We start from the raw sequence: 18,139 nt of genomic DNA, 5'->3' as shown, positions 1-18,139 counted from the left end.
CCGCTAAACACGGGGGCTGCGCGGCGGACACGCCGACGTCACCGCAATGCCACGCCATTTTGCAGAACTTGACGCACACAACTCATTCAGAATTGGATGGGTACCGACCAAAATGAATCCCTAATCGACCGACTTCACAGAAAACGAAGCGATCTCCGGCCCTGACGAGCGAGTTTCGGCGTTGTCCGGGTGCTCCTGGATGAAAGATCGGGCTTCGCGCCTCATTTGGACAACGCCGCCAGGTAACCGTTTCCCTGAAACCTGCCCTTCATTCAGATTTGCAACATCAACGACTACCGGCTTCCTAGACCTACTTGGAGCCAATCGGAGGACAGCCGTGTCGGCGCCAGCCCGACCGCAAATTGCGGCCGACCCCATGGCAAACGTTGATTAGCCAATGAACTTGATCCACAGGCGCTTGAACCATGCGACGATGGCCCTGAGCCCCTTCGGCTGGGCGCCGCGCTTGAGCAGACGGTCATGGACGCGGCCCGCTTCGATCTGCGCGCGAGACATCTTGCCGGCCCATTGGATGCGGCCGCTTTTAATGATGTAGTGCGAGCCACAAGGGAAGTCGTGATTGCCGATCGACGGCCATATCGAGGCTCCCTCGTCTTCCATAATGAGGTCATATTCAGTCGGAACGAGCGGTGTTGAAACCTCCTCGCCGCACCCACACGCGCAATTATGCAGCGCGACGTGGCATTCGCGCGACACGTAAAGGACACCGTCTTCCAGTTGTTCCGGAATGTCTTCGACGAAGACCGTTGTAAGACAATCCACCCGAGCCATCATGTCACCCGGTTTGTGATATTGTTGCCCTCGATCATGTATGTCGCGTTCCTTTCGTTGCGCTCATCACGATAGAAGGTCAGCCAGCGTTTCCAGCGCATGACCGCCATAATCGCGTTCAAAGAATTGAGTTCGGCGATCTGGATTTCGGTTCCGTACACATCGGCCTCTTCGTCGTCGTCACCGAACGACAGATGGGTAGCCACTTCCGCCCACGGCATGCCAGGGGCAATAAACGTTGCCCTTGCGCAACCGTCGAGCGTGTTGTCGTCCAGCCCTATACCTATGCCAGTGTCGACGAATGCAATGCCCAGGCGAACCAGCCCTTCGGCAATCACGCGCCGCGACGATCCCTTATCAACGCAGACAAATACGAAGTCATAGGCTGAAAATTCGTCAATGTTGTCAGCCGTCACTCGAGTGGTGTGCGGCTTCACGCCCTTGTGCATGCGCGCGTAGAGCGCAGCGTAATAATCTACCTTGCGGGGGAAATTCTTCGCTAGCACCAGTTCGGGAGCACCAGGCGAACGGAAAAGATTGTGGTTGAGAAGCTGGTCGTCATCGTAGATGTGGATCTCGGCAACACGGGTCTTGGCGGCGAGGTCGAGCAGATAGGCACCGGTTCCGCCGAGGCCGATGATCGCGATGCTGCCCCTGAGTTTGCGGTTGGCGGCGAGGATTCCATAGCGGACTGACGCAGAATCGGGAATCGCGAAGGGACTATCGTCCTCCGCACTGGCCAACGTGACGCCTGTACGCGCGTTGGCGGTCTTGTCGTGAGACCGCGCAGCAGCACCGAGGTGAGACTCATAGGTGACAACCTTGTCGTAAATGTTGGCATACTGGCCGGTGCCTTCTGGCTTCGACGAGAAATAATGGTGGACCTTGATGTCCGACCCCACAGTCGCTTCCTGACTATTATGGATGATATTTGTCATTGGCGTGCCATCGCGATGGCAAGGCGTCTCGCCGGCGAACCACATGGTGTGGTCCGTCAGTGGAGTCGAGGTCAGGCCTTCCGTATCCAGCGACAGAGTGCAGACAAGTGTGCCTCGACCAAGCGACATGTCCCGCTTCACATAGGGCACGCTGTGAACGAGGAGGACGAGGTCGCGCATCTCAAGCTCAAACCCCTCGTCCAGCAGTTGCTTCAGATGTGGATCACGACTTATCAGATCGGCGGACATTGAAGACCATCCCATTCTTGACTTCGATCTTTTCGCCCTCCACCAGATCACCTTCCGCGCCGTGTACACCTTTCAGGTAAGTTATCGTGTACTTGAATTTCTCGAAGTCGGCGTCAGGGTAGGCGAGAAGTGCAACCTCACGATAGCTGAGCTTTTTCTTGGGCACCGTACGCGGTCGCCCGTTGACTTTGATGACCACCGTCTTCGCTTCGCGGCTGCGGATGCGCTCGACTCCCTGTCCGCCCAGAGTCACCTCGCCATCAGCGGGAATGACCGCGTCGCCGGCGCTGTCCAGGATTAGCTCGAGTTCCTCATCGATGCTGGCGTAACGGTAGATGTCAGCTGCGGAGAGTTTGGCCGCCCCCCATTCCCAGCCGCGCTCGTTGACGGTGAGGGAGAAGGTCCGATCACCTTCGAATGAAAGGAACTCAGGCTGCGGCATCTGTCGCAGGTCGGTCGGCTCCTCAAGCCCGATCGAACGCGTCGACCCGTCCGCAATCTGGATGAGAATATAACCGCTAGCTGGATTGAGCCCGCCGATGGTGCGGACCTCGCGACCTGAGATTATGGCGTCATTGGTGGCGATCACGCGACCATCCAGCTTATATGTAAAGTTCGTTACGTCAGGCATTGAAGCCTCCTTGTTTCTCATTCTGCACAAATCATATATGGAGTTTTTAGCCAATGTCTAGCTATTAATTGGCTAATTAATGATTGTTTTTTGATTGACAGGTATGGACTTTATAGCTACATGGAGAGTGCTGGTTAGGGAGAAGCGCCTGTGAAGCGTACGATGACGCTTAATTTGTCGGACGCAGAAATGAGCGTCCTTGAAACCATGTGTGAAGAAAAAGGGTTGTCTAAAACCGCACTCGTTCGCCAAGCGCTGCGGCTCTACAAATCAGTCGATGATCGACTGGCGCGGGGCGAAAAGGTGTTCGTCGAAAGCGCGGATAAATCAGAAAAAGTAGAGCTTATGGTTCTATGAAAGGGCTGATCGATCGAGTCTTTCTCAAAAATCGTGCCACAGGCCTGTACGAAGATGCACACCTGTATCATGGCTTGGACAGCACGAATCTCGCGCATATCGAAGGACGCTGGCGACCTCTTTTTGAGTTGCGTCGGAGGGAGGCTAAGGCTTCCCTTCAGACGTTAGCAGAGGTCAATGCTGAAGACGCCCATTGGGAATGGGGCAAGAAGGCGCTGGTTGCGCTGAACGACCCCTTCCTGTTCGATTTCTTCGTGCTTGAATGTGGTGGCAGTACCCAAGCCATCATGATGACGCGCAAAGGCGGTCAGGATTGCTTCAGTCGCCACCCCGAGCATCAGCGAGCGCCGCTGATCTACGTGGAGTTTTTGGCGACGGCTCCATGGAACCGACCAAAGTTGGTTGCTGACCCGACTTACAAGGGCGCGGGCCGTGTGCTCATCGGTACGGCCGTCAGCTTGAGCCTAGAAGAGGAATTTGGTGGCCGAATTGGTCTGCATTCACTTCGTGGCGCAGAAGTTTTCTACCGGGATGCGATCGGAATGACGGATTTCGGAACGGATAGCGAAGGAGTACATAAAGGACTTAGATACTTCGAGCTTTCCAGCAGGGATGCTGCGACTTTCCTATCCGTGCAACACTAACAAGAGGAGTCGACCATGAAATTACATTTCACTGCCGATTGGCTGCGCAGCCATATCGAACATGATCCGGATGTCGATTGCGACGTGGGGCTCCCGCTCCGCGACGCAGCTCCGCTTGAGCGTCTTATGCAGGAGAAGTCTCGTCATCAAGCAACTGCGGGGCAGCCTAATTCGGCTGCCCCCGAACAGAAATCTGCTGTGTTGTTTAAGTTGGTGCATCAGCTTCGACGCAAGGACGGTTTAAGCATTGCGCAGTTGGCTGCCAAAATTCGTGTTGATGCGGCGGAATTGGAGCAGGTGGAGAAGGATCCCAACTATGTTCCAGGCCCGCGTACCGTTCATCAGCTAGCCGAGTTTATTGGGGTTTCAGCACGTGCTGTAGGACTGCTGACTGCGGCGGCGTCCGCGCAGAATGACAATCTCACCGAAGCGGTGCATCGTTTTGCTGCGAGTTCAGACGACCTATCGAAACTAAGCCAGGCTGAAAGGCGCGACCTCAACGATTTCGTTAAGGTACTGGCGTCAATCGATAAGAAGAATGGATGACCATGTCTGCGATTGAGCCGATAATCGGGAACTTTGAGCGCCGAGATATCCATGAGCACATATCACGTTTGCTACGTGATCTCGGCAATCCAGAGCCCCCATTAAGGCTCGAGCAGGTGCGCGCGCTGCAAAAGCTTGACCTTACCTATTATAGCAAGGCGAACTTGAGCCTATTAGATGAGATCGCCCACAGGGCGCGAATGGCTGGGAACGAGATCACCAGCACGGCTAAGCGCATGGTCGATGTAGTCCAGCAATATGGCCTTCGTGGTATCCTAATGTTGAAGGAAGGCGACAAAAGAATCTTCATCGATGACGAGGTAGCCGAGCTAAAGCGACGCTTCCTCATCGCACATGAAATTACACATGACCTTCTACCCTGGCATCGCTCCCTGCTTCTGGGCGACAACGAGTCCACGCTGAACCCAACATTCCATCAGGCAAGGGAAGCAGAAGCTAACTATGGCGGACGCCATCTCTTGTTTCTCGGAGGAAGGTTTCGACCGGAAGCGCTGGACTGCTCATTGGAATGGAAGAGTATCGAGCAGCTTCGCAAGCGCTATGGGAACACACTTACAACAACACTTTGGCAAATGGTTTGTGAACGCGACCCGGAGTTTCCTGCCTTCGGCGTTGTCAGTCGGCATCCGTATCACAGAGATATTTGCGAGAAGGCGGGGAATGACAATGTGGCACATTTTCCAAGATCGATAGCTTTAGCTGAGCACTTTCCCGGAATCACCACCACAGTTGCCTATTCCGCGATCTGCGATCACGCAACGAACCGCAAACGGGGTCCAGTAGGCGAAGGCGAAAGCATCTTTTATGATGCGAACGGCGAACCCCATATATTCTGGTTGCACAGCTTCTCAAACACCTACGATCTGCTCACTTACTGCATCTACAAGAAGAAACACCAGCGCATTTTCCCTGTCGGCTATAGGGCAGCCTAGGCACAGGCAGACGGTTATCTCAACGGCAGCTTGCCCATATGTAAGCACACCACCGCTGTTTCGCTTGCGGCATATTTCTTGGCGGACGTCGCTTATTGTCGGCGCGACATTGGTATGACCTCGCCGAGCTGGCCGGACGGCCCCTCACCGCGGGTCGGCGCCACGAGCTTCAGCTTCACGACGCGAGCAGGCTCTTGCGAGAGCCAGCCCGGAGGAAGTGCAGCCAAGCTCTCAACATCATGAGCGAACAACGGCAGATCGTGCCGAAGCTCTTCCTTGGACAGCCCCCGTCATCCACCACGGTCCGAAATACATCAGCCAGTAACGTAGGTTGCTGCAGCGGCCAAACGTCATCGTAGGGCTCGGATCCTGAGTAGCCCTTGGCGCTGTAGCTACGATAAAGGCGGGTCGCTCCCTCGGCATCGACAATGCAGAGGCGTTGGAGACGCATGATCTGAGCCTTGATGGACACGCGCCAGCGAACCTTCAGACGCTCCAGCTCCCAAAGCGAGGCACTAGTGACCTCAGCCGAGAACTGACTCGCCGGCAGAAGCAACGCTGAAGCGAACCGATGAGCTTGGTCTTGGATCAGCTTGAAGTTCTCGACAAGCTCATCCTCGGACACTGCACGGTGCAGCAAGAGGTGGGCCAACTCGTGCGCGGCATCAAATTGTCTTCGCGCGAATGACTGCTTGTCGGCGGCTAGAAGTACGTGTGGGCGACGATCAGATCCCCACCTGCTTAGCCCATCCAACTGTGTGGTTTCCATTGGTTCGCTCGCCACGACGACGCCGATCTGCTCCAGCAGAGCAACTACGTTGGGGTCGGTCGCAATCCGATTCCCCAGTGCTCTCGCGCTGTTTGGGCAATGCCCTCCAGATCCTCATCCCCAGGCTTCGGTAGCCTAAGCCGTTGAGTAAATCTGGCAGGTCGACTTCAGGGAGAAACGCATAATGGCCGGCAACTGCCGTAATGTCTTCAAGCCAGCGGTTGACCGGATAATCCTTGGTCACAGCCACGCCCTGTACGGTGCGGCCCTCGTCCAGCAGCAACCGCAACGCCCCCAGTCGCCGCCCTCCGGCGACGACTTCGAACTTGGCTCCCTTCGGGGCCTTGCGGGTCAAAAGGTTATGGATGAGGCCATGGGCCTCGATGCTGGCGGCCAGTTCGGCCCTACCTGCGGGCGGGATAGTGATAACAGCGGTATTCATGGACTTGCTCGTGTTGATTTCAGGGATTGACCTGATGGGTTCAGGTCCCCTGAACCCCTGCCTCGCGGCGAGTAGCGGGGAGCGAGGGGGGGCAAGTCCCGGGGGCGGAGTGGTCTTCCCGGTCTGCACCTAGCGAAGCGGAGGAAGATGGGGGAACCCGCCCGCGGCGGCTTGCTGGGGAGAGAGGGCCGCGCGCCTCTCTTCCCGCTACATAGGAGAGGTGCCGCTAGGCACATCCATGTCGGCGCAGCCGTGCCGCGAAGCGGCCCAAGAAAGAAGAGCGTACAAAACGGAAGCACCTAAATGCCCGCCAGCGGGACCAAGTCAGATCGGTGCAGGAGAAAGACCGTGGCCCTGAGACCGGCTCAACAGGGCGGCCGTAGGAGCATCAGCAACGCGCCGCCGTCAGGCGGGATGCGGAACGGACGGCCCCCGGCGAAGGGCGCCGTTCTCTTTGAGCTGCGACCCTGGTGAGCGCCTTCGTGCCTAAAGCTGTGCCGTCGGGCTAAGCTTCAGCTTCAGATCGTTCTGAAAAGCCGAACATGGTTCGTCGAGTAACCCTTGAGGGAAGGATCCTTGTCGGGTTCCCTGTTTTTCGACAAAATCGCCCTGCAGAATTTATATTGCGTGATTTGGCGGCATCGCACTGCTGGGTGTCCGCCTTATAGCAAGCGTGGACCAAAACGGCTCCCACGTAATCATGCTCGACGTTGTTGGAAGAAAGGTGGGTCTGAATGTCTTGGAGAATGGCAACTCCATGGGACATCCCATCTGCTCCGGAGTAGGTCATTGCGAGTTGACCGGGTCGTTCAAAGCCGCTTACCGAGCCGCTCCCTGCAACGTTCTCGTAGGTGCCAGACAAATCCGGGGCCGACGTGAATGTCACCTTGAAGGGGGTGCCCCAGGCCGACGGGGGTGACATCCGTAAAGTCGGGACCGTAGTACACCGAGAGATACCACTCGCCCTCTATAAGAGCGTTGGGGGCCTGCCCGAGCCCAAGGCGCTGCATGCTCTTGTCGATGACAGTCCGAACGACGTTGGACCTGCCCTGCTGGATGCCTTCGCCGAAGCCGGTCCAGATGAAGGCGCCTACGGCCAACACAGCCACACCCAGCAGGCCGAACGTCGCACCTGTTGACTTCGTTTCACGCCCGGGCTCGATTTCCGGCTGGTCCTGCATCCGCCCCTCGCAACGCTCGTCGGGAACAACTTGGGACCCGACTATGGGCCCCAAGGGATCGGTCAGCAGGCTTCCAGATGAACTTTCTTCTCATGTGCATTCCTCCTCGACTCAAGGGCACTTGCCGTGCGGAGCCGAACACACGCAGTATGGAGATGATAACCCGATTGCGGCTTTCAAGTGTCCTCGCATCCCCCGAGGGCGCCACCTGATCTCTCGGGCAACCTTGTTCGGCGCCGCAGTTATTGAGGCGGCCGGCTTGGAAGCAGTTCCTTATGGCCCTCATGCATAAACCAGAGCACCCGTTTGAGGTGACTGCGAAGGGCCTTACGGGCGCGGATTGGCTCATTGACCGGATCGATACCCAGTACATCCAGCGCCATCTCCTCTTCGCTGGCACTGTCGGCGCAAGCGTCCATGAGCTTCAAATAGAGCTCGAAATGCTTGTCATCATATGCGGTTAGGCTTTCCGACCAGGGGACTTCCGTTGCAATGGTTGGATCAGGCGTTGGGCGCGATTTGCTTTTCATCCATGTCTCGCTTTGGCGATGAACCAGGCCCCCGTTCCAATTCAGAATATCTCCATCTAGCGCACTTTCAACCGTTCTCGGCCTTCTTCGGACAGTGCCCAATCGTTGCATATGGTGGTGGGTTCCAAATTGGCGCGCGGCTGCTCGCGACCAATACATCCTCAACTTGGCGAGGCGATGTAACGCCCGGCTGAACCAGAATGGCGCGGGTATTGAGCATCGCCGATTGGATCGAACCTCTTATTTTAGCTTCGCGATAATCTTGTCTGGCTGCTTGCAAGCGTCCATCATGCCGCCGTACATACGCTTAAGGATCTCGCCCATCACCGTACGAGCAGCAAACATTTCCAAAATCGATCTTGCAACTTGAGGCTTTGCGTTACTGCATAGCTGCATTGCACAAAATGTGTTTGCGCATTGCACAACTTTTAGCCATTAAGCTTACAGCTGATGCACGCGATGGTTTCCTCCCATTCCATGGTATCAGCTGTTCCCCTCTGAAGGTTTTGACTTTACACCTAAAGGGCCTCGGTTTTCCGATGCCCTTTTTTTGGCGGTCGCCACGTCGTTAATGGAACGCGGCTCGATCGCCGGTTCAGCCATCAGGCTTTGGAACCCGTTCTGCCCGGCCGACCCCTCCCGACAACAGTCTGACCTTCGCCAGCCTTCTGCGGGCAAGCGTTCGCGCCAAAAGTTCAAAGCCGCGTCCGTAACATTCGACGATGAAAGCCAATGTGATCAGGTCGAGCAGAAACTCGTCGATCGCATGTGTGAGCGCATCAGACTTTTGTCCGAACTGAAGGAGCAGGGCGCGCGCGTCTTCGATCGCGGCCTGGCAATCGTGTGCATCTATCAGGGAACTGATCCTGTCAAAGATCTGCAAGCGTCCTCACTTTTCGGAAGCCACACTCAGCATCGAACGCCGCTGATGAGTGAGTTTCCAACAAAAGAACAGGGTAACGTTTCGCGAAAAATCGCTCGGCAGCGCGTCGAACGAGCATGATGCCTCAAATGACATGTGAATTCCGGCTCACCAACATGTCGTCGAAGGCGAGTGAGCCGGCCCATGTCTGCGTCCCGGCCGCCAGACCACTGGTCAGGAGAAACTGTGGCCACATCGTCGGAGACAAATGGGTCCATCTATTCTTCCAGCCGCCACGGTTCAGCCTAGATTACATGGGAAGCGACAATAACGGAAAGCAAAGGATCGCAAAATGAGTAGGGTGGCTGGATCAAACGAAGATTTGGCTGCACCAACGACCTTTGGGCCACTTCTGCAGCCCACCTTTCGCTCGATCTGGCTCGCCACGCAGGTTTCAAGCCTCGGCTGGTTGATGCAGACTGTCGCCATCAGCTGGCTGATGGCAACGATCTCGACTTCCGATCTGATGGTTGCGTTGGTTCAGGCTTCATCGAACCTGCCCGCCTTCGTCTTGTCTGTCTTCGCCGGGGCTCTCGCTGACAATTTCAGCCGGCGCCGGGTCATGTTCGCCGGTCGGTGCCTTATGGTGACTGCCTCCGCGATGCTGACCGCATCGGTGGCGCTGGGCTTTGTCAGTCCGTGGATGATCCTCGGCTTCAGCTTCTTGATCGCAAGCGGCGGTGCTCTCAATGATCCGGCCTGGCAAGCGTCGGTTGGCGATATTGTGGATCGACGAGATGTTCCCGCTGCCGTCACCCTGCTTTCTGTTGGATTCAATACCGTCCGGACTGTGGGCCCGGCGCTCGGCGGCATTGTAGTTGCCTCGTTTGGCCTTATGGCGGCATTCGCGGTGACCACGCTCACCTATTTCGTACCCTTGGCCACTATTTGGCGCTGCAAGTGGAAGGTTCGTTCTTCCCCTCTTCCACGCGAGTCGATGAGGACGGCGATCTATGACGGGCTGCGCTTCACGGCGATGTCATCGGAAATCAAGGCCGCGATCGCGCGCGGAACCCTCTTTGGCTTGGCGAGCATCGCCATACTCGCGCTGCTGCCGGTGGTTGTCCGCGATCAGCTGGGAGGAGGCCCGCTCGCCTATGGCGCGCTCATGGCCGGCTTCGGGACCGGAGCCGTCTTCGCTGGCCTCTCCAACAGCCTGTTCAGACGGAGCTTGTCGCAGGAGCGGCTGATGAGGCTCTCCTGCGTCGCCTGCGCGGCGTGCTCACTTTCCCTGGCACTGACAACTTCGATCGGGGTGGCGGCAATTGCACTCGCTTTGGGCGGCGCGGGCTGGGTCACCGCCTGGTCAGGGGTCGGTGTGAGCGTGCAGCTGGCAAGCCCGCGCTGGGTCGTGGGGCGCACCATCTCGATCTACTATGCTTTGATAGATGGTGGCATCGCGCTCGGCAGCTGGGTGTGGGGCACGGTGGCCGAAAACCATTCGCTGGCCCTGGCGCTGGAGGGTTCCGCTGCCTCCCTGATGTTCGTCGCTGCAGCCGGCGTTCTGTTTCCTCTTCGCGAGCGCCGCGACTCAGAGCCCGATCCTCTGGAGGAATTCGATGCCCCGGCTGTCGCTCTCAATCTGAAGCCGAGAAGCGGCCCGATCGTGGTCAAGGTCGAATATCTGATAGCCGAGAGAAATCTCGAGGCTTTCCTCGACCTCATGCGGCAGCGGCGTCATGTACACAGCCGGGTCGGTGCTCGGAATTGGACGCTCCAGCGGAACTTGCAGAAGCCTATGCATTGGACGGAAACGTTCCGCACGCCGACCTGGACGGACTACCTTCGCCTCAATCATCGTCTGACGGAAGTGGACAAGGAACTGGACGAGCGTGTCTTCCAGTTGCACGCGGGAGAGGAAGCGCCTCAGATGACGCTTTCCATCGAGCGACCGACAAGCTCGGCCCGCAAGCCCGAGCACTCAGCTTTTCGCCATCCCCGTCATTGAAGCCCGGCCGGCACAGAAAACGCGATTCTTGTCTATCGCGCTGAAACCGGTGCGGGAGACGGACAATCCACCAAAATTCGATGATGGGTGGCAGAGAAGAACCCCAGGCTGAGAGTGCGACCGATCGGTCCCCACGGTGAAGCGGAGCCTGGGGCTACAGCGGCACGCGACTATTGCCGCGTGTCACCTTTTGAATTTAAAGTCTTCCTCAGTCCGCCTCGCTGATCCGGGCCAACGCTATCTTCAGGTTGGCATTTTGTCCCGCCAGCTCGCTGAGACGATCACGTTCGGCGGCGACCACATCCGGACTGGCGTTGGCAACGATGCACCCGCGCGGAGCGTGCTGTTGCTGGAAGCAGGAAGGCATGATCGGCCAAAGCCGGGAGAGGTGCTGCCGGCAGTAGCGAATGGGCTGCTGCGTCAGCTTGGTGTCTGGACGCCGTTCGCCGAGGCGGGCTTCGTTGAAAATCGTGCGCTTGTTTCGGTGTGGGCCAATGAAGTTCCCAGCGAGCGGCACGGCATGTTTTCCGCTCAAGGTGCCGGCTGGCAGCTCGACCGGACGCGATTCGACCGGCTGATGGTGCAGGCGGCCAAGGCGACAGGTGTGGACACGCGGTTTGGCTCGGCCGTGGGTTCGGCAGTGCGCGACGATCAAGGCTGGCTGCTCAAGCTGGCCGATGAAGCTATCGTTGCCCGCGCCGTGGTTTGGGCGACCGGTCGCAGTTGGAGGCTGGCGCGATGTTTCGGCGCCAAGCTCACCATGCACGGACATCTTGCCGCCTACACACGCTTTTTCGACCGCGCACCGGGCGATTGCAGCATGGTCGTCGAGGCGCGTCCCGAAGGCTGGTGGTACAGCGCCGACTTGCGCGTGCCTCACCGATCCGGATCTGGGCAGCGAACTGCGCAAAGCCGGACATTGGTACCGCGCTTTAGCCGCAACGCAGTCCATCGCGCCGCTCGTGCCGCCCAACGCAATCGAGACCGCCAGCATGATCAAGGCGGCGGGAACCGCAACGATCGATCCCGCCGCCGGTGACCGCTGGGTCGCCGCGGGCGACTGCCTGTTCTGTGCCGATCCACTGTCATCACGCGGGATCGTGCATGCACTCCGCTCAGGGATCCTGGCGGCCTACGCGGCATCGGACATGCTGGACGGGCGTGGCGTTTCGCCTGCGCCCGCTATGCAACAATCGCCACACACGGCTTTGCCGATTAGCTCCCGGCGCTGGCTGCCCACTATGCAGCCGCCGCGCGATGGGACACGCCCTTCTCGCAGCGGCGGCGCAGCCATGTCTTCCACGCGTCTAGCATCGAAGGAGGGAGGTCAGAGGTGGTCTCGGGACGGGGTGCTCGGCATTTATGAACCGACCGAGCGCCAGCGAGTCGTCGTCGGCGGGCTCGATGGCGGCATCAGGTCAGGGAACTCGACCTCCATGATCATCTCCGATAATTCAAATTTGTCTGTATATATTGACGAATGCACTACCTTCCCCTCGTAGACGGCAATGCGGGCGGGGAGAGAGGGTTCTATGATATGACAAGCGATTTTTCCGCCGCCCGAGTGCATTTAGATCGAGCGTATGACTACCTTTGTGGGGATGACCCGATGAGTCAAAGGGGCCGCGAAGCCTTGGACCTGCTAATTGAGGCGGTTGCCGTCGAAGAGTTCAAGCAGCCACGCCAAAGCGCGGAGGTGCTAAGGTTTCCGATCGGGCGCCGCTGCTGAGGTAATCTCCACGGCCGCCATGTAGCCTCGCGGGTGAGGCGCTCACGGCAGGGACTCGCCGCCCCGTGAGGGCCGGGAACGAACGCATTGGCAAACGGAAAGCCCACTTGCCAGACCAGCGCCCGGCCGGCGTGGCAAGTAGGCCGGCGGTTCCAAGCGGAGACATTGATGCCGGACTATGTCGTGCTTTGCATCGCATTAAGCTGCTGCGGGATATACATAACGCCATCCCTAAAAACATCGAATGCGGCAGCGACAGCGCGAATCCCAAAGCGATGCTCCCGCCGTACGCGGACAAAGCCGTTTTCGAAGTCCACTATCCCGTCCTTGGCCAGCATGGCCAAGCGCTCAGCCGAATCGCGAAGACGGATCGGATCAGATCCGTGGGCGACACAGATTGCCGGCACGTCAGCCTCGAAATCGCACATTAATCGCTCGATAATTGCGGCTCGCACGCGGTCGTCGTCTGTGAGGCGATGGCCCTTCGATGTAGCCAGTCGGCCAGCTGCGATGTGCTGGATGTAGGAATCCCGTGTAACTTCGTTTTGAACGTATCCCTGGCCGATGCGGCCGATAGCCGACGCGCCGAAACCGATCAGGGTTCTGCAGGTATCGGCCGAGTAGCCCAACGAGTTACGTCGCAGGCGACCTGTTTCCTGTGCCAGCGCGAGCTCGTCGTCCGGCAAGGCGAAATGGTCGAGCCCGATCTGTCGGTAGCCGGCGGCAATCAGCGTCACGGCGACAGCCGCATACTGTTCAGCGCGGGCAGCGCTGTCGGGAAGAAATTCCGCCTCGATGAGGCGCTGATTCTTTACTTGGGATGGGATGTGCGAGTAGCCGAACAAGGCAAGCCGGTCGGGGCGCATGGCGACCGCCGCCCTCACTGTTTCGACGCACGACTCCACCGTTTGACGCGGCAGGCCGTAGATGAGGTCGAAGTTGATGCGGCTTACTCTATGCCGGCGCAGCACTTCCACGGCAGCCGACGTCTGGGCCTCGCTCTGGATTCGGTTGATCGCTTTTTGAACAATGGGATCGAAGCTCTGTACGCCCAGGCTCGCGCGGTTCACGCCGGCCGCTCCCAAGCCTTCCGCCATCTCGGGCGTGAGCGTGCGTGGATCGATCTCGATGGCGACCGTAGCTGTTTTCGAGATGGCGAAGCGGCATCGCAGGAACTCCATCAGAGCGAGGAACTCGGCTGGTCCGATGAGAGACGGCGTTCCGCCGCCGAAATGTATGTCGCTCACGGGCAACGTCTTCGGCACTCGCTCCGAAACCAGACGGATCTCGTCACGCAGCGCCGCCAGATAGTTGAGGATGGGCGCATCACGGCGGGTGATGGTGGTTGGGAAGCCGCAATACCAGCAGGCTGATCGGCAGAACGGAACGTGCAGATAGAGTGACACCGGATCATCAGCCGGCAGGTTCCTGAGCCATTCCACGTAAGCCTCGGCGCCGACCGCCCCAGAGAACTCCGACACAGCCGGATAGATAGTGTACCAAGGCAGCCGGGCCTCTCGAAATTTCGTGGTCTGCAACGGTCACCGTCCCATGCTGATAACATCCAACCTTACCGCTGCGCTCGCCTGCGTCTTTGCGCTATGTCAGTCCGTTCCGCTTTGGGCTCGAAATTTTTTAGCAATGGGCGCCGTTCAGTCTTGGCTGGACAGCGATGGTCTGAGCGCACTCGATCAGCGACTGACGATGGTGTTCCCGCCGAAACCCTCACGCGCACCGTTTTGTTCGACGTCCCTTCCCTTCATCTGCGCGTGGGAGACTCTTCTGAGCGCAGATGCCGCATCCGATGAGACAATACGGTGTTGGGTCCAGACTTTGCACGCCAGCTAGCGCCGCCCATAATGATCTCTGCCGTCTCGATGAGCTCGTTGTGTGAATTGCTGGCAAGAAGCATTAGCTGTGCCGCGCCGCTTTCAGCACGAAAACCTGCTCGACGCGACCGTCAGGTCCGCCGCAATGCCAAGGCTGGCGCCTACCGACTCAGTGGTGCAAGGCTGCGGCGCGTGGTTATCGACCATCAGCTCGCCAAAGTGACGGCGTCGTACCGAGCGGTGGCCGCCGCATGATGCCTCAACGGCGGGGCTCAAGCAAACAATGCCGTCGCCATTAAGCCAAACTGTCCCGAAGCGAACAGACGAACCGTAGCCGAAACGTTTGCCGTTCGTGCTTGGGTGGATCCGCAAGGCAAAAGAACGGAAGCGCGAACCAAGGTCCGCCCGCATAGTTGAGCTTCAAGCCGCAGCTGGGTCGTCAGGGTGGCACGTCATTTGCAGTAGTACCCTTTGTGAGGCCCGCCGCGGAGGTGAAAAGGGTGATTGTACAAAAATGTTGTACGACCGCCTGGGAGTCATAACTACTTAATATATGTGACAACAAGTCTCAATCACATTCTAACTTCTCCTGAGCGTTAGCACGACAGGTGCAGCAACACTCCCAGAATTCAGCTTGATGCGCTATCAATCGTTTGCTTAGCAAAAATCATTTATCGGTCTCGATTCCTTTTACTATTTAGACGGAGATCAACAATGACCATTGGGAGCCTCCTCCTCGGCTCAACTGCGGCACTGATCGCCGTTTCCGACGCTCGCGCGGTGACCACCGTCGCCGAGCCTGACCCGACTGAGTACGTCAAGATCTGCGACGTTTACGGCTCGGGCTACGTCTACATTTCAGGCACCGAGGCCTGCCTGCGCATCGGCGGCTATGTTAGTTACGACGTCGGCTTGGGCCATGTCGGATTGTTTGACCACGCAAGAACCTCAGATGTGAGGACTGGTGAGGATCAGGGTACATGGCAAAACAATACGCGCTTCACACTGAAAGCTTGGACCGGCCAGGAGACCGAACTCGGCACGTTGAAGACCTACACCGAAACCCGCGTGGATTTCGGTAACCGCCACACGTCGGTTTCGGACAGTTCTCGGTCCTATGCCTTCAACGGAGACAGCATCTTGACTTTCGCCTGGATTCAGCTTGGTGGCCTCCGAGTTGGTAAGGACTGGTCGGCCTTCGACATGTTTATTGGCGGCGCGGGTGACGTACTCAACCAGACGCCGGTTCCGTACGGCGCTTTCGATACCAATGTGGTCCAGTACTACTTCGACGCCGGGAACGGCTTTTCGGCCGTGGTTTCGCTCGAAGAAGGCTCAGGCGTGGTCGGCACAATCGACAACTACGATCCGCACATAGTCGGCGGCTTGAAATACACACATGGCTGGGGAGCGATCACCGGCGTTGCTGGTTATGAAAGCAACTACGAATCGGTGGCCGCCAAGGTCCGTGTCGACATCAATGTCACCAACGAACTGTTGCTGTTCGGAATGTTCGGCTACGGTCCCAATGGCAAGCTCAACGACGACTCCATGAACGCGATCGACGCTCATGGTCGCGGCTTCTATAAGATTTGGGGCGGGAACTGGGCTTTCTGGGCTGGCGCCGCTTACGAGCTCAACGAGACAACTTCGTTCAACCTTCAGCTCTCCGGTGATCAGCTCAACAACCATGGTGTCGCTGCAAACGTCGCCTATGCGTTTCTTCCAGATTTCACAGTTACGGCGGAACTCGACTATGGCCGCTACGGCAACTTCGCCGTCGGCAAGGTGGACGCTTCCAACGTGACCTGGACCAACGCCAACAAGAAGAGCAGTGTCAGCGGAATCCTGCGTTTTGAACGCTCATTCTAATGGGATGAAAGGGTTGAGCTCCGAGATCCGGTTGAGCGGACCAATCCCGCAACACTCCAAGAGAACGTCGCATGAAGCTATACGAGATTGGAGCCTCGATCTCGGGGCCGGACGATGTTTCATATCAGATCTGGTCCGGATGATCGCGCAGGCGATATTCATCGCTCGATTATGTGTTTTGATCTGCAGCTCTTTCATTTCCTCATCCCTTCCGCCCGCTTGACGGACCCTGCCATCCAGCAGTACCCCGGCCAGGTTTTCCAAACTCGAAGGCCCAGTCGGGTCAGGACGTGTTCAACTTGTTGAGCGATTGTGGGGTGCGGCCCGACGCACTTGAAATCGCAAATGGATCGCCTCCGTTCAGCCATCCCCGCGGAAATTCGGGCGCGAGAAAACAAGCTCCAGAGCATAAGCGAGGCTGATCGAGGAACAGACGATTCTCAGGCGACGCTCCATCCGATCTTGCGCCTGGCCGAGACGATCGCCCGACGATCACCGCCGCGGCCCGAATGCGCTTGACAAGATAGCGCTCGCCCGTTCAACCTGAAGCATTCACCAGGGGAGTCCCGGCAAGGGGCTGAGATACTGCTGGCTTTCGCGGCGCAGTGACCCGTTGAACCTGATCCAGTTCATACTGGCGTAGGGACGGTGCAAGCGCTTTGCGGGAGTTTATGCCCGAGGTCCTGTTTCGGCAGGTCGACAGAAGCGTCTTTTCATCCTTCCGGCACAGAACTGGGTCTCCAATGCAACGAGCAAAGGAGCCTCAAGATGAATGCCCTCACCCCCGCCGTCTCGACGGGATCGCTGCCCGCCTCCCGCAAGATTCACAAGCCCGGCACCATCCACCCGCACATCAAAGTGCCGATGCGCGAAATCTCTGTTCACCCGACGGCGGGCGAACCGCCCGTCACCGTCTACGATCCGTCCGGCCCCTATACCGACCCGACTGTCGAAACCAGCATCGACAAGGGCCTCGCCCGACTTCGCCACGAATGGATTGCGGCGCGCGGCGATATCGAGGCCTATGACGGCCGCCCTGTCCGGCCGGAAGACAATGGATTCGTGGCGGGCGAGCGCCTGACGCCGGAATTTCCCGCGCGCCACCGGCCGCTCAGGGCCAAGGCAGGTAAGGCGGTGACCCAGCTTGCGTATGCGCGCGCCGGCATCATCACGCCCGAAATGGAGTTCGTCGCCATCCGCGAGAACCTCGGCCGCGAGATCCTGCGCGGCAGCGCGCCGCGCGACGGCGAAGCCTTCGGCGCCGTAATCCCGGACTTCGTCACGCCGGAATTCGTCCGCGACGAAGTGGCGCGCGGACGGGCAATCATTCCCGCCAACATTAATCATCCTGAGAGCGAGCCGATGATCATCGGTCGCAATTTCCTGGTCAAGATCAACGCCAACATCGGCAACTCCGCCGTCACATCGTCAATGGCCGAAGAGGTCGAAAAAATGGTCTGGGCGATCCGCTGGGGCGCCGATACGGTGATGGATTTGTCGACCGGGCGCAACATCCACAACATCCGCGAGTGGATCGTGCGCAATGCGCCGGTGCCGATCGGCACTGTGCCGCTCTACCAGGCGCTCGAAAAGGTTGGCGGCATTGCCGAGGATCTGACCTGGGAGGTGTACCGCGACACACTGATCGAACAGGCCGAACAGGGCGTCGACTATTTCACCATCCATGCCGGCGTGCGGCTGCACTACATCCCGCTGACCGTCGACCGGGTCACGGGTATCGTCTCGCGCGGCGGCTCGATCATGGCAAAATGGTGCCTGCACCATCACCGGGAAAGCTTCCTCTACG

The 18,139-nt window shown here is 58.3% G+C and carries 18 protein-coding genes and 1 riboswitch; of the genes, 10 read left to right on the top strand and 8 right to left on the bottom strand.

Annotated features, from left to right (window positions below; genetic code table 11):
• Window positions 1–390: 390 nt before the first annotated feature.
• From NKI16_RS32805 to NKI16_RS32795, 3 genes are read right to left on the bottom strand one after another with little or no spacing between them, the layout of a single operon-like run.
• Complete coding sequence (locus tag NKI16_RS32805) at window positions 391–792, bottom strand: ubiquitination-like system serine protease family protein (protein ID WP_032898265.1); 402 nt, start codon at window positions 790–792, stop codon at window positions 391–393.
• A complete protein-coding gene (locus tag NKI16_RS32800) occupies window positions 792–1,979 on the bottom strand; it encodes a ThiF family adenylyltransferase (protein WP_023697173.1) in 1,188 nt (395 codons plus the stop codon). The genes NKI16_RS32805 and NKI16_RS32800 overlap by 1 nt, the downstream gene beginning before the upstream one ends.
• Window positions 1,954–2,610 (bottom strand): multiubiquitin domain-containing protein, encoded by a 657-nt coding sequence (locus NKI16_RS32795; protein ID WP_032898264.1) that lies wholly within the window; start codon window positions 2,608–2,610, stop codon window positions 1,954–1,956. Before NKI16_RS32795 ends, NKI16_RS32800 begins: the two co-directional genes overlap by 26 nt.
• Before the next feature lie 150 nt (window positions 2,611–2,760).
• Here NKI16_RS32795 and NKI16_RS32790 point away from each other — a divergent pair, with 150 nt between their 5' ends.
• From NKI16_RS32790 to NKI16_RS32775, 4 genes are read left to right on the top strand one after another with little or no spacing between them, the layout of a single operon-like run.
• Window positions 2,761–2,967, top strand: a complete 207-nt coding sequence (locus NKI16_RS32790; RefSeq protein WP_010913797.1) for a ribbon-helix-helix protein, CopG family — start codon at window positions 2,761–2,763, stop codon at window positions 2,965–2,967.
• The gene (locus NKI16_RS32785) at window positions 2,964–3,611 is read left to right on the top strand and encodes a hypothetical protein (RefSeq protein ID WP_023697175.1); all 648 of its coding nucleotides are present in this window, start codon (window positions 2,964–2,966) and stop codon (window positions 3,609–3,611) included. Before NKI16_RS32790 ends, NKI16_RS32785 begins: the two co-directional genes overlap by 4 nt.
• Window positions 3,612–3,626: 15 nt before the next feature.
• On the top strand, window positions 3,627–4,157 hold the full coding sequence (locus NKI16_RS32780) for a helix-turn-helix domain-containing protein (RefSeq protein WP_023830723.1): 531 nt from the start codon (window positions 3,627–3,629) through the stop codon (window positions 4,155–4,157).
• Entirely contained in the window at window positions 4,154–5,110 is a 957-nt protein-coding gene (locus NKI16_RS32775) for an ImmA/IrrE family metallo-endopeptidase (RefSeq protein ID WP_352924607.1), read from the top strand. The genes NKI16_RS32780 and NKI16_RS32775 overlap by 4 nt, the downstream gene beginning before the upstream one ends.
• 175 nt (window positions 5,111–5,285) lie before the next feature.
• On the opposite strand, the gene NKI16_RS32770 is transcribed toward NKI16_RS32775, so the two are convergent.
• From NKI16_RS32770 to NKI16_RS32755, 4 genes are all read right to left on the bottom strand, one after another.
• On the bottom strand, window positions 5,286–5,879 hold the full coding sequence (locus NKI16_RS32770) for an ImmA/IrrE family metallo-endopeptidase (RefSeq protein ID WP_352924605.1): 594 nt from the start codon (window positions 5,877–5,879) through the stop codon (window positions 5,286–5,288).
• Window positions 5,836–6,321, bottom strand: coding sequence for a ParB N-terminal domain-containing protein (locus tag NKI16_RS32765; RefSeq protein WP_352624068.1), 486 nt, complete (start codon window positions 6,319–6,321; stop codon window positions 5,836–5,838). The genes NKI16_RS32770 and NKI16_RS32765 overlap by 44 nt, the downstream gene beginning before the upstream one ends.
• Before the next feature lie 809 nt (window positions 6,322–7,130).
• Complete coding sequence (locus NKI16_RS32760; protein WP_352624070.1) at window positions 7,131–7,502, bottom strand: hypothetical protein; 372 nt, start codon at window positions 7,500–7,502, stop codon at window positions 7,131–7,133.
• A 242-nt stretch (window positions 7,503–7,744) separates the two neighbouring features.
• On the bottom strand, window positions 7,745–8,032 hold the full coding sequence (locus tag NKI16_RS32755) for a hypothetical protein (RefSeq protein WP_352924602.1): 288 nt from the start codon (window positions 8,030–8,032) through the stop codon (window positions 7,745–7,747).
• Window positions 8,033–8,582: 550 nt separating this feature from the next.
• Here NKI16_RS32755 and NKI16_RS32750 point away from each other — a divergent pair.
• The 4 genes from NKI16_RS32750 (at window position 8,583) to NKI16_RS32735 (ending at window position 12,631) form a co-directional block, all read left to right on the top strand.
• The gene (locus NKI16_RS32750; RefSeq protein ID WP_352924600.1) at window positions 8,583–9,035 is read left to right on the top strand and encodes a hypothetical protein; all 453 of its coding nucleotides are present in this window, start codon (window positions 8,583–8,585) and stop codon (window positions 9,033–9,035) included.
• Between the two features lie 211 nt (window positions 9,036–9,246).
• Entirely contained in the window at window positions 9,247–10,902 is a 1,656-nt protein-coding gene (locus NKI16_RS32745) for an MFS transporter (RefSeq protein WP_352642956.1), read from the top strand.
• A gap of 136 nt (window positions 10,903–11,038) precedes the next feature.
• Complete coding sequence (locus NKI16_RS32740; protein ID WP_352924598.1) at window positions 11,039–11,941, top strand: NAD(P)/FAD-dependent oxidoreductase; 903 nt, start codon at window positions 11,039–11,041, stop codon at window positions 11,939–11,941.
• 498 nt (window positions 11,942–12,439) lie between these two features.
• Entirely contained in the window at window positions 12,440–12,631 is a 192-nt protein-coding gene (locus NKI16_RS32735; protein WP_023727257.1) for a hypothetical protein, read from the top strand.
• A 176-nt stretch (window positions 12,632–12,807) separates the two neighbouring features.
• Here the strand turns inward: NKI16_RS32735 and hemN are convergent, their stop codons facing one another.
• Window positions 12,808–14,169, bottom strand: coding sequence for an oxygen-independent coproporphyrinogen III oxidase (gene hemN, locus NKI16_RS32730; protein WP_352924596.1), 1,362 nt, complete (start codon window positions 14,167–14,169; stop codon window positions 12,808–12,810).
• A gap of 1,005 nt (window positions 14,170–15,174) precedes the next feature.
• Here hemN and NKI16_RS32725 point away from each other — a divergent pair.
• Both NKI16_RS32725 and NKI16_RS32720 read left to right on the top strand, forming a co-directional pair.
• Window positions 15,175–16,332 carry a porin gene (locus NKI16_RS32725; protein WP_352642959.1) on the top strand — a complete coding sequence of 386 codons (1,158 nt, stop codon included), beginning with the start codon at window positions 15,175–15,177 and terminating at the stop codon, window positions 16,330–16,332.
• 547 nt (window positions 16,333–16,879) lie between these two features.
• Window positions 16,880–16,996: riboswitch (TPP riboswitch) on the top strand.
• Window positions 16,997–17,100: 104 nt separating this feature from the next.
• Window positions 17,101–18,139: phosphomethylpyrimidine synthase ThiC (locus tag NKI16_RS32720; protein ID WP_352924593.1), on the top strand; the 1,039-nt coding region annotated here is incomplete at its 3' end.

The organism is Mesorhizobium sp. M0698, from assembly GCF_040320455.1.
Classification (GTDB): Bacteria; Pseudomonadota; Alphaproteobacteria; order Rhizobiales; family Rhizobiaceae; genus Mesorhizobium.
Note: the sequence above shows the minus strand (reverse complement) of the source record. Positions and strands in the feature narration are given on the sequence as shown.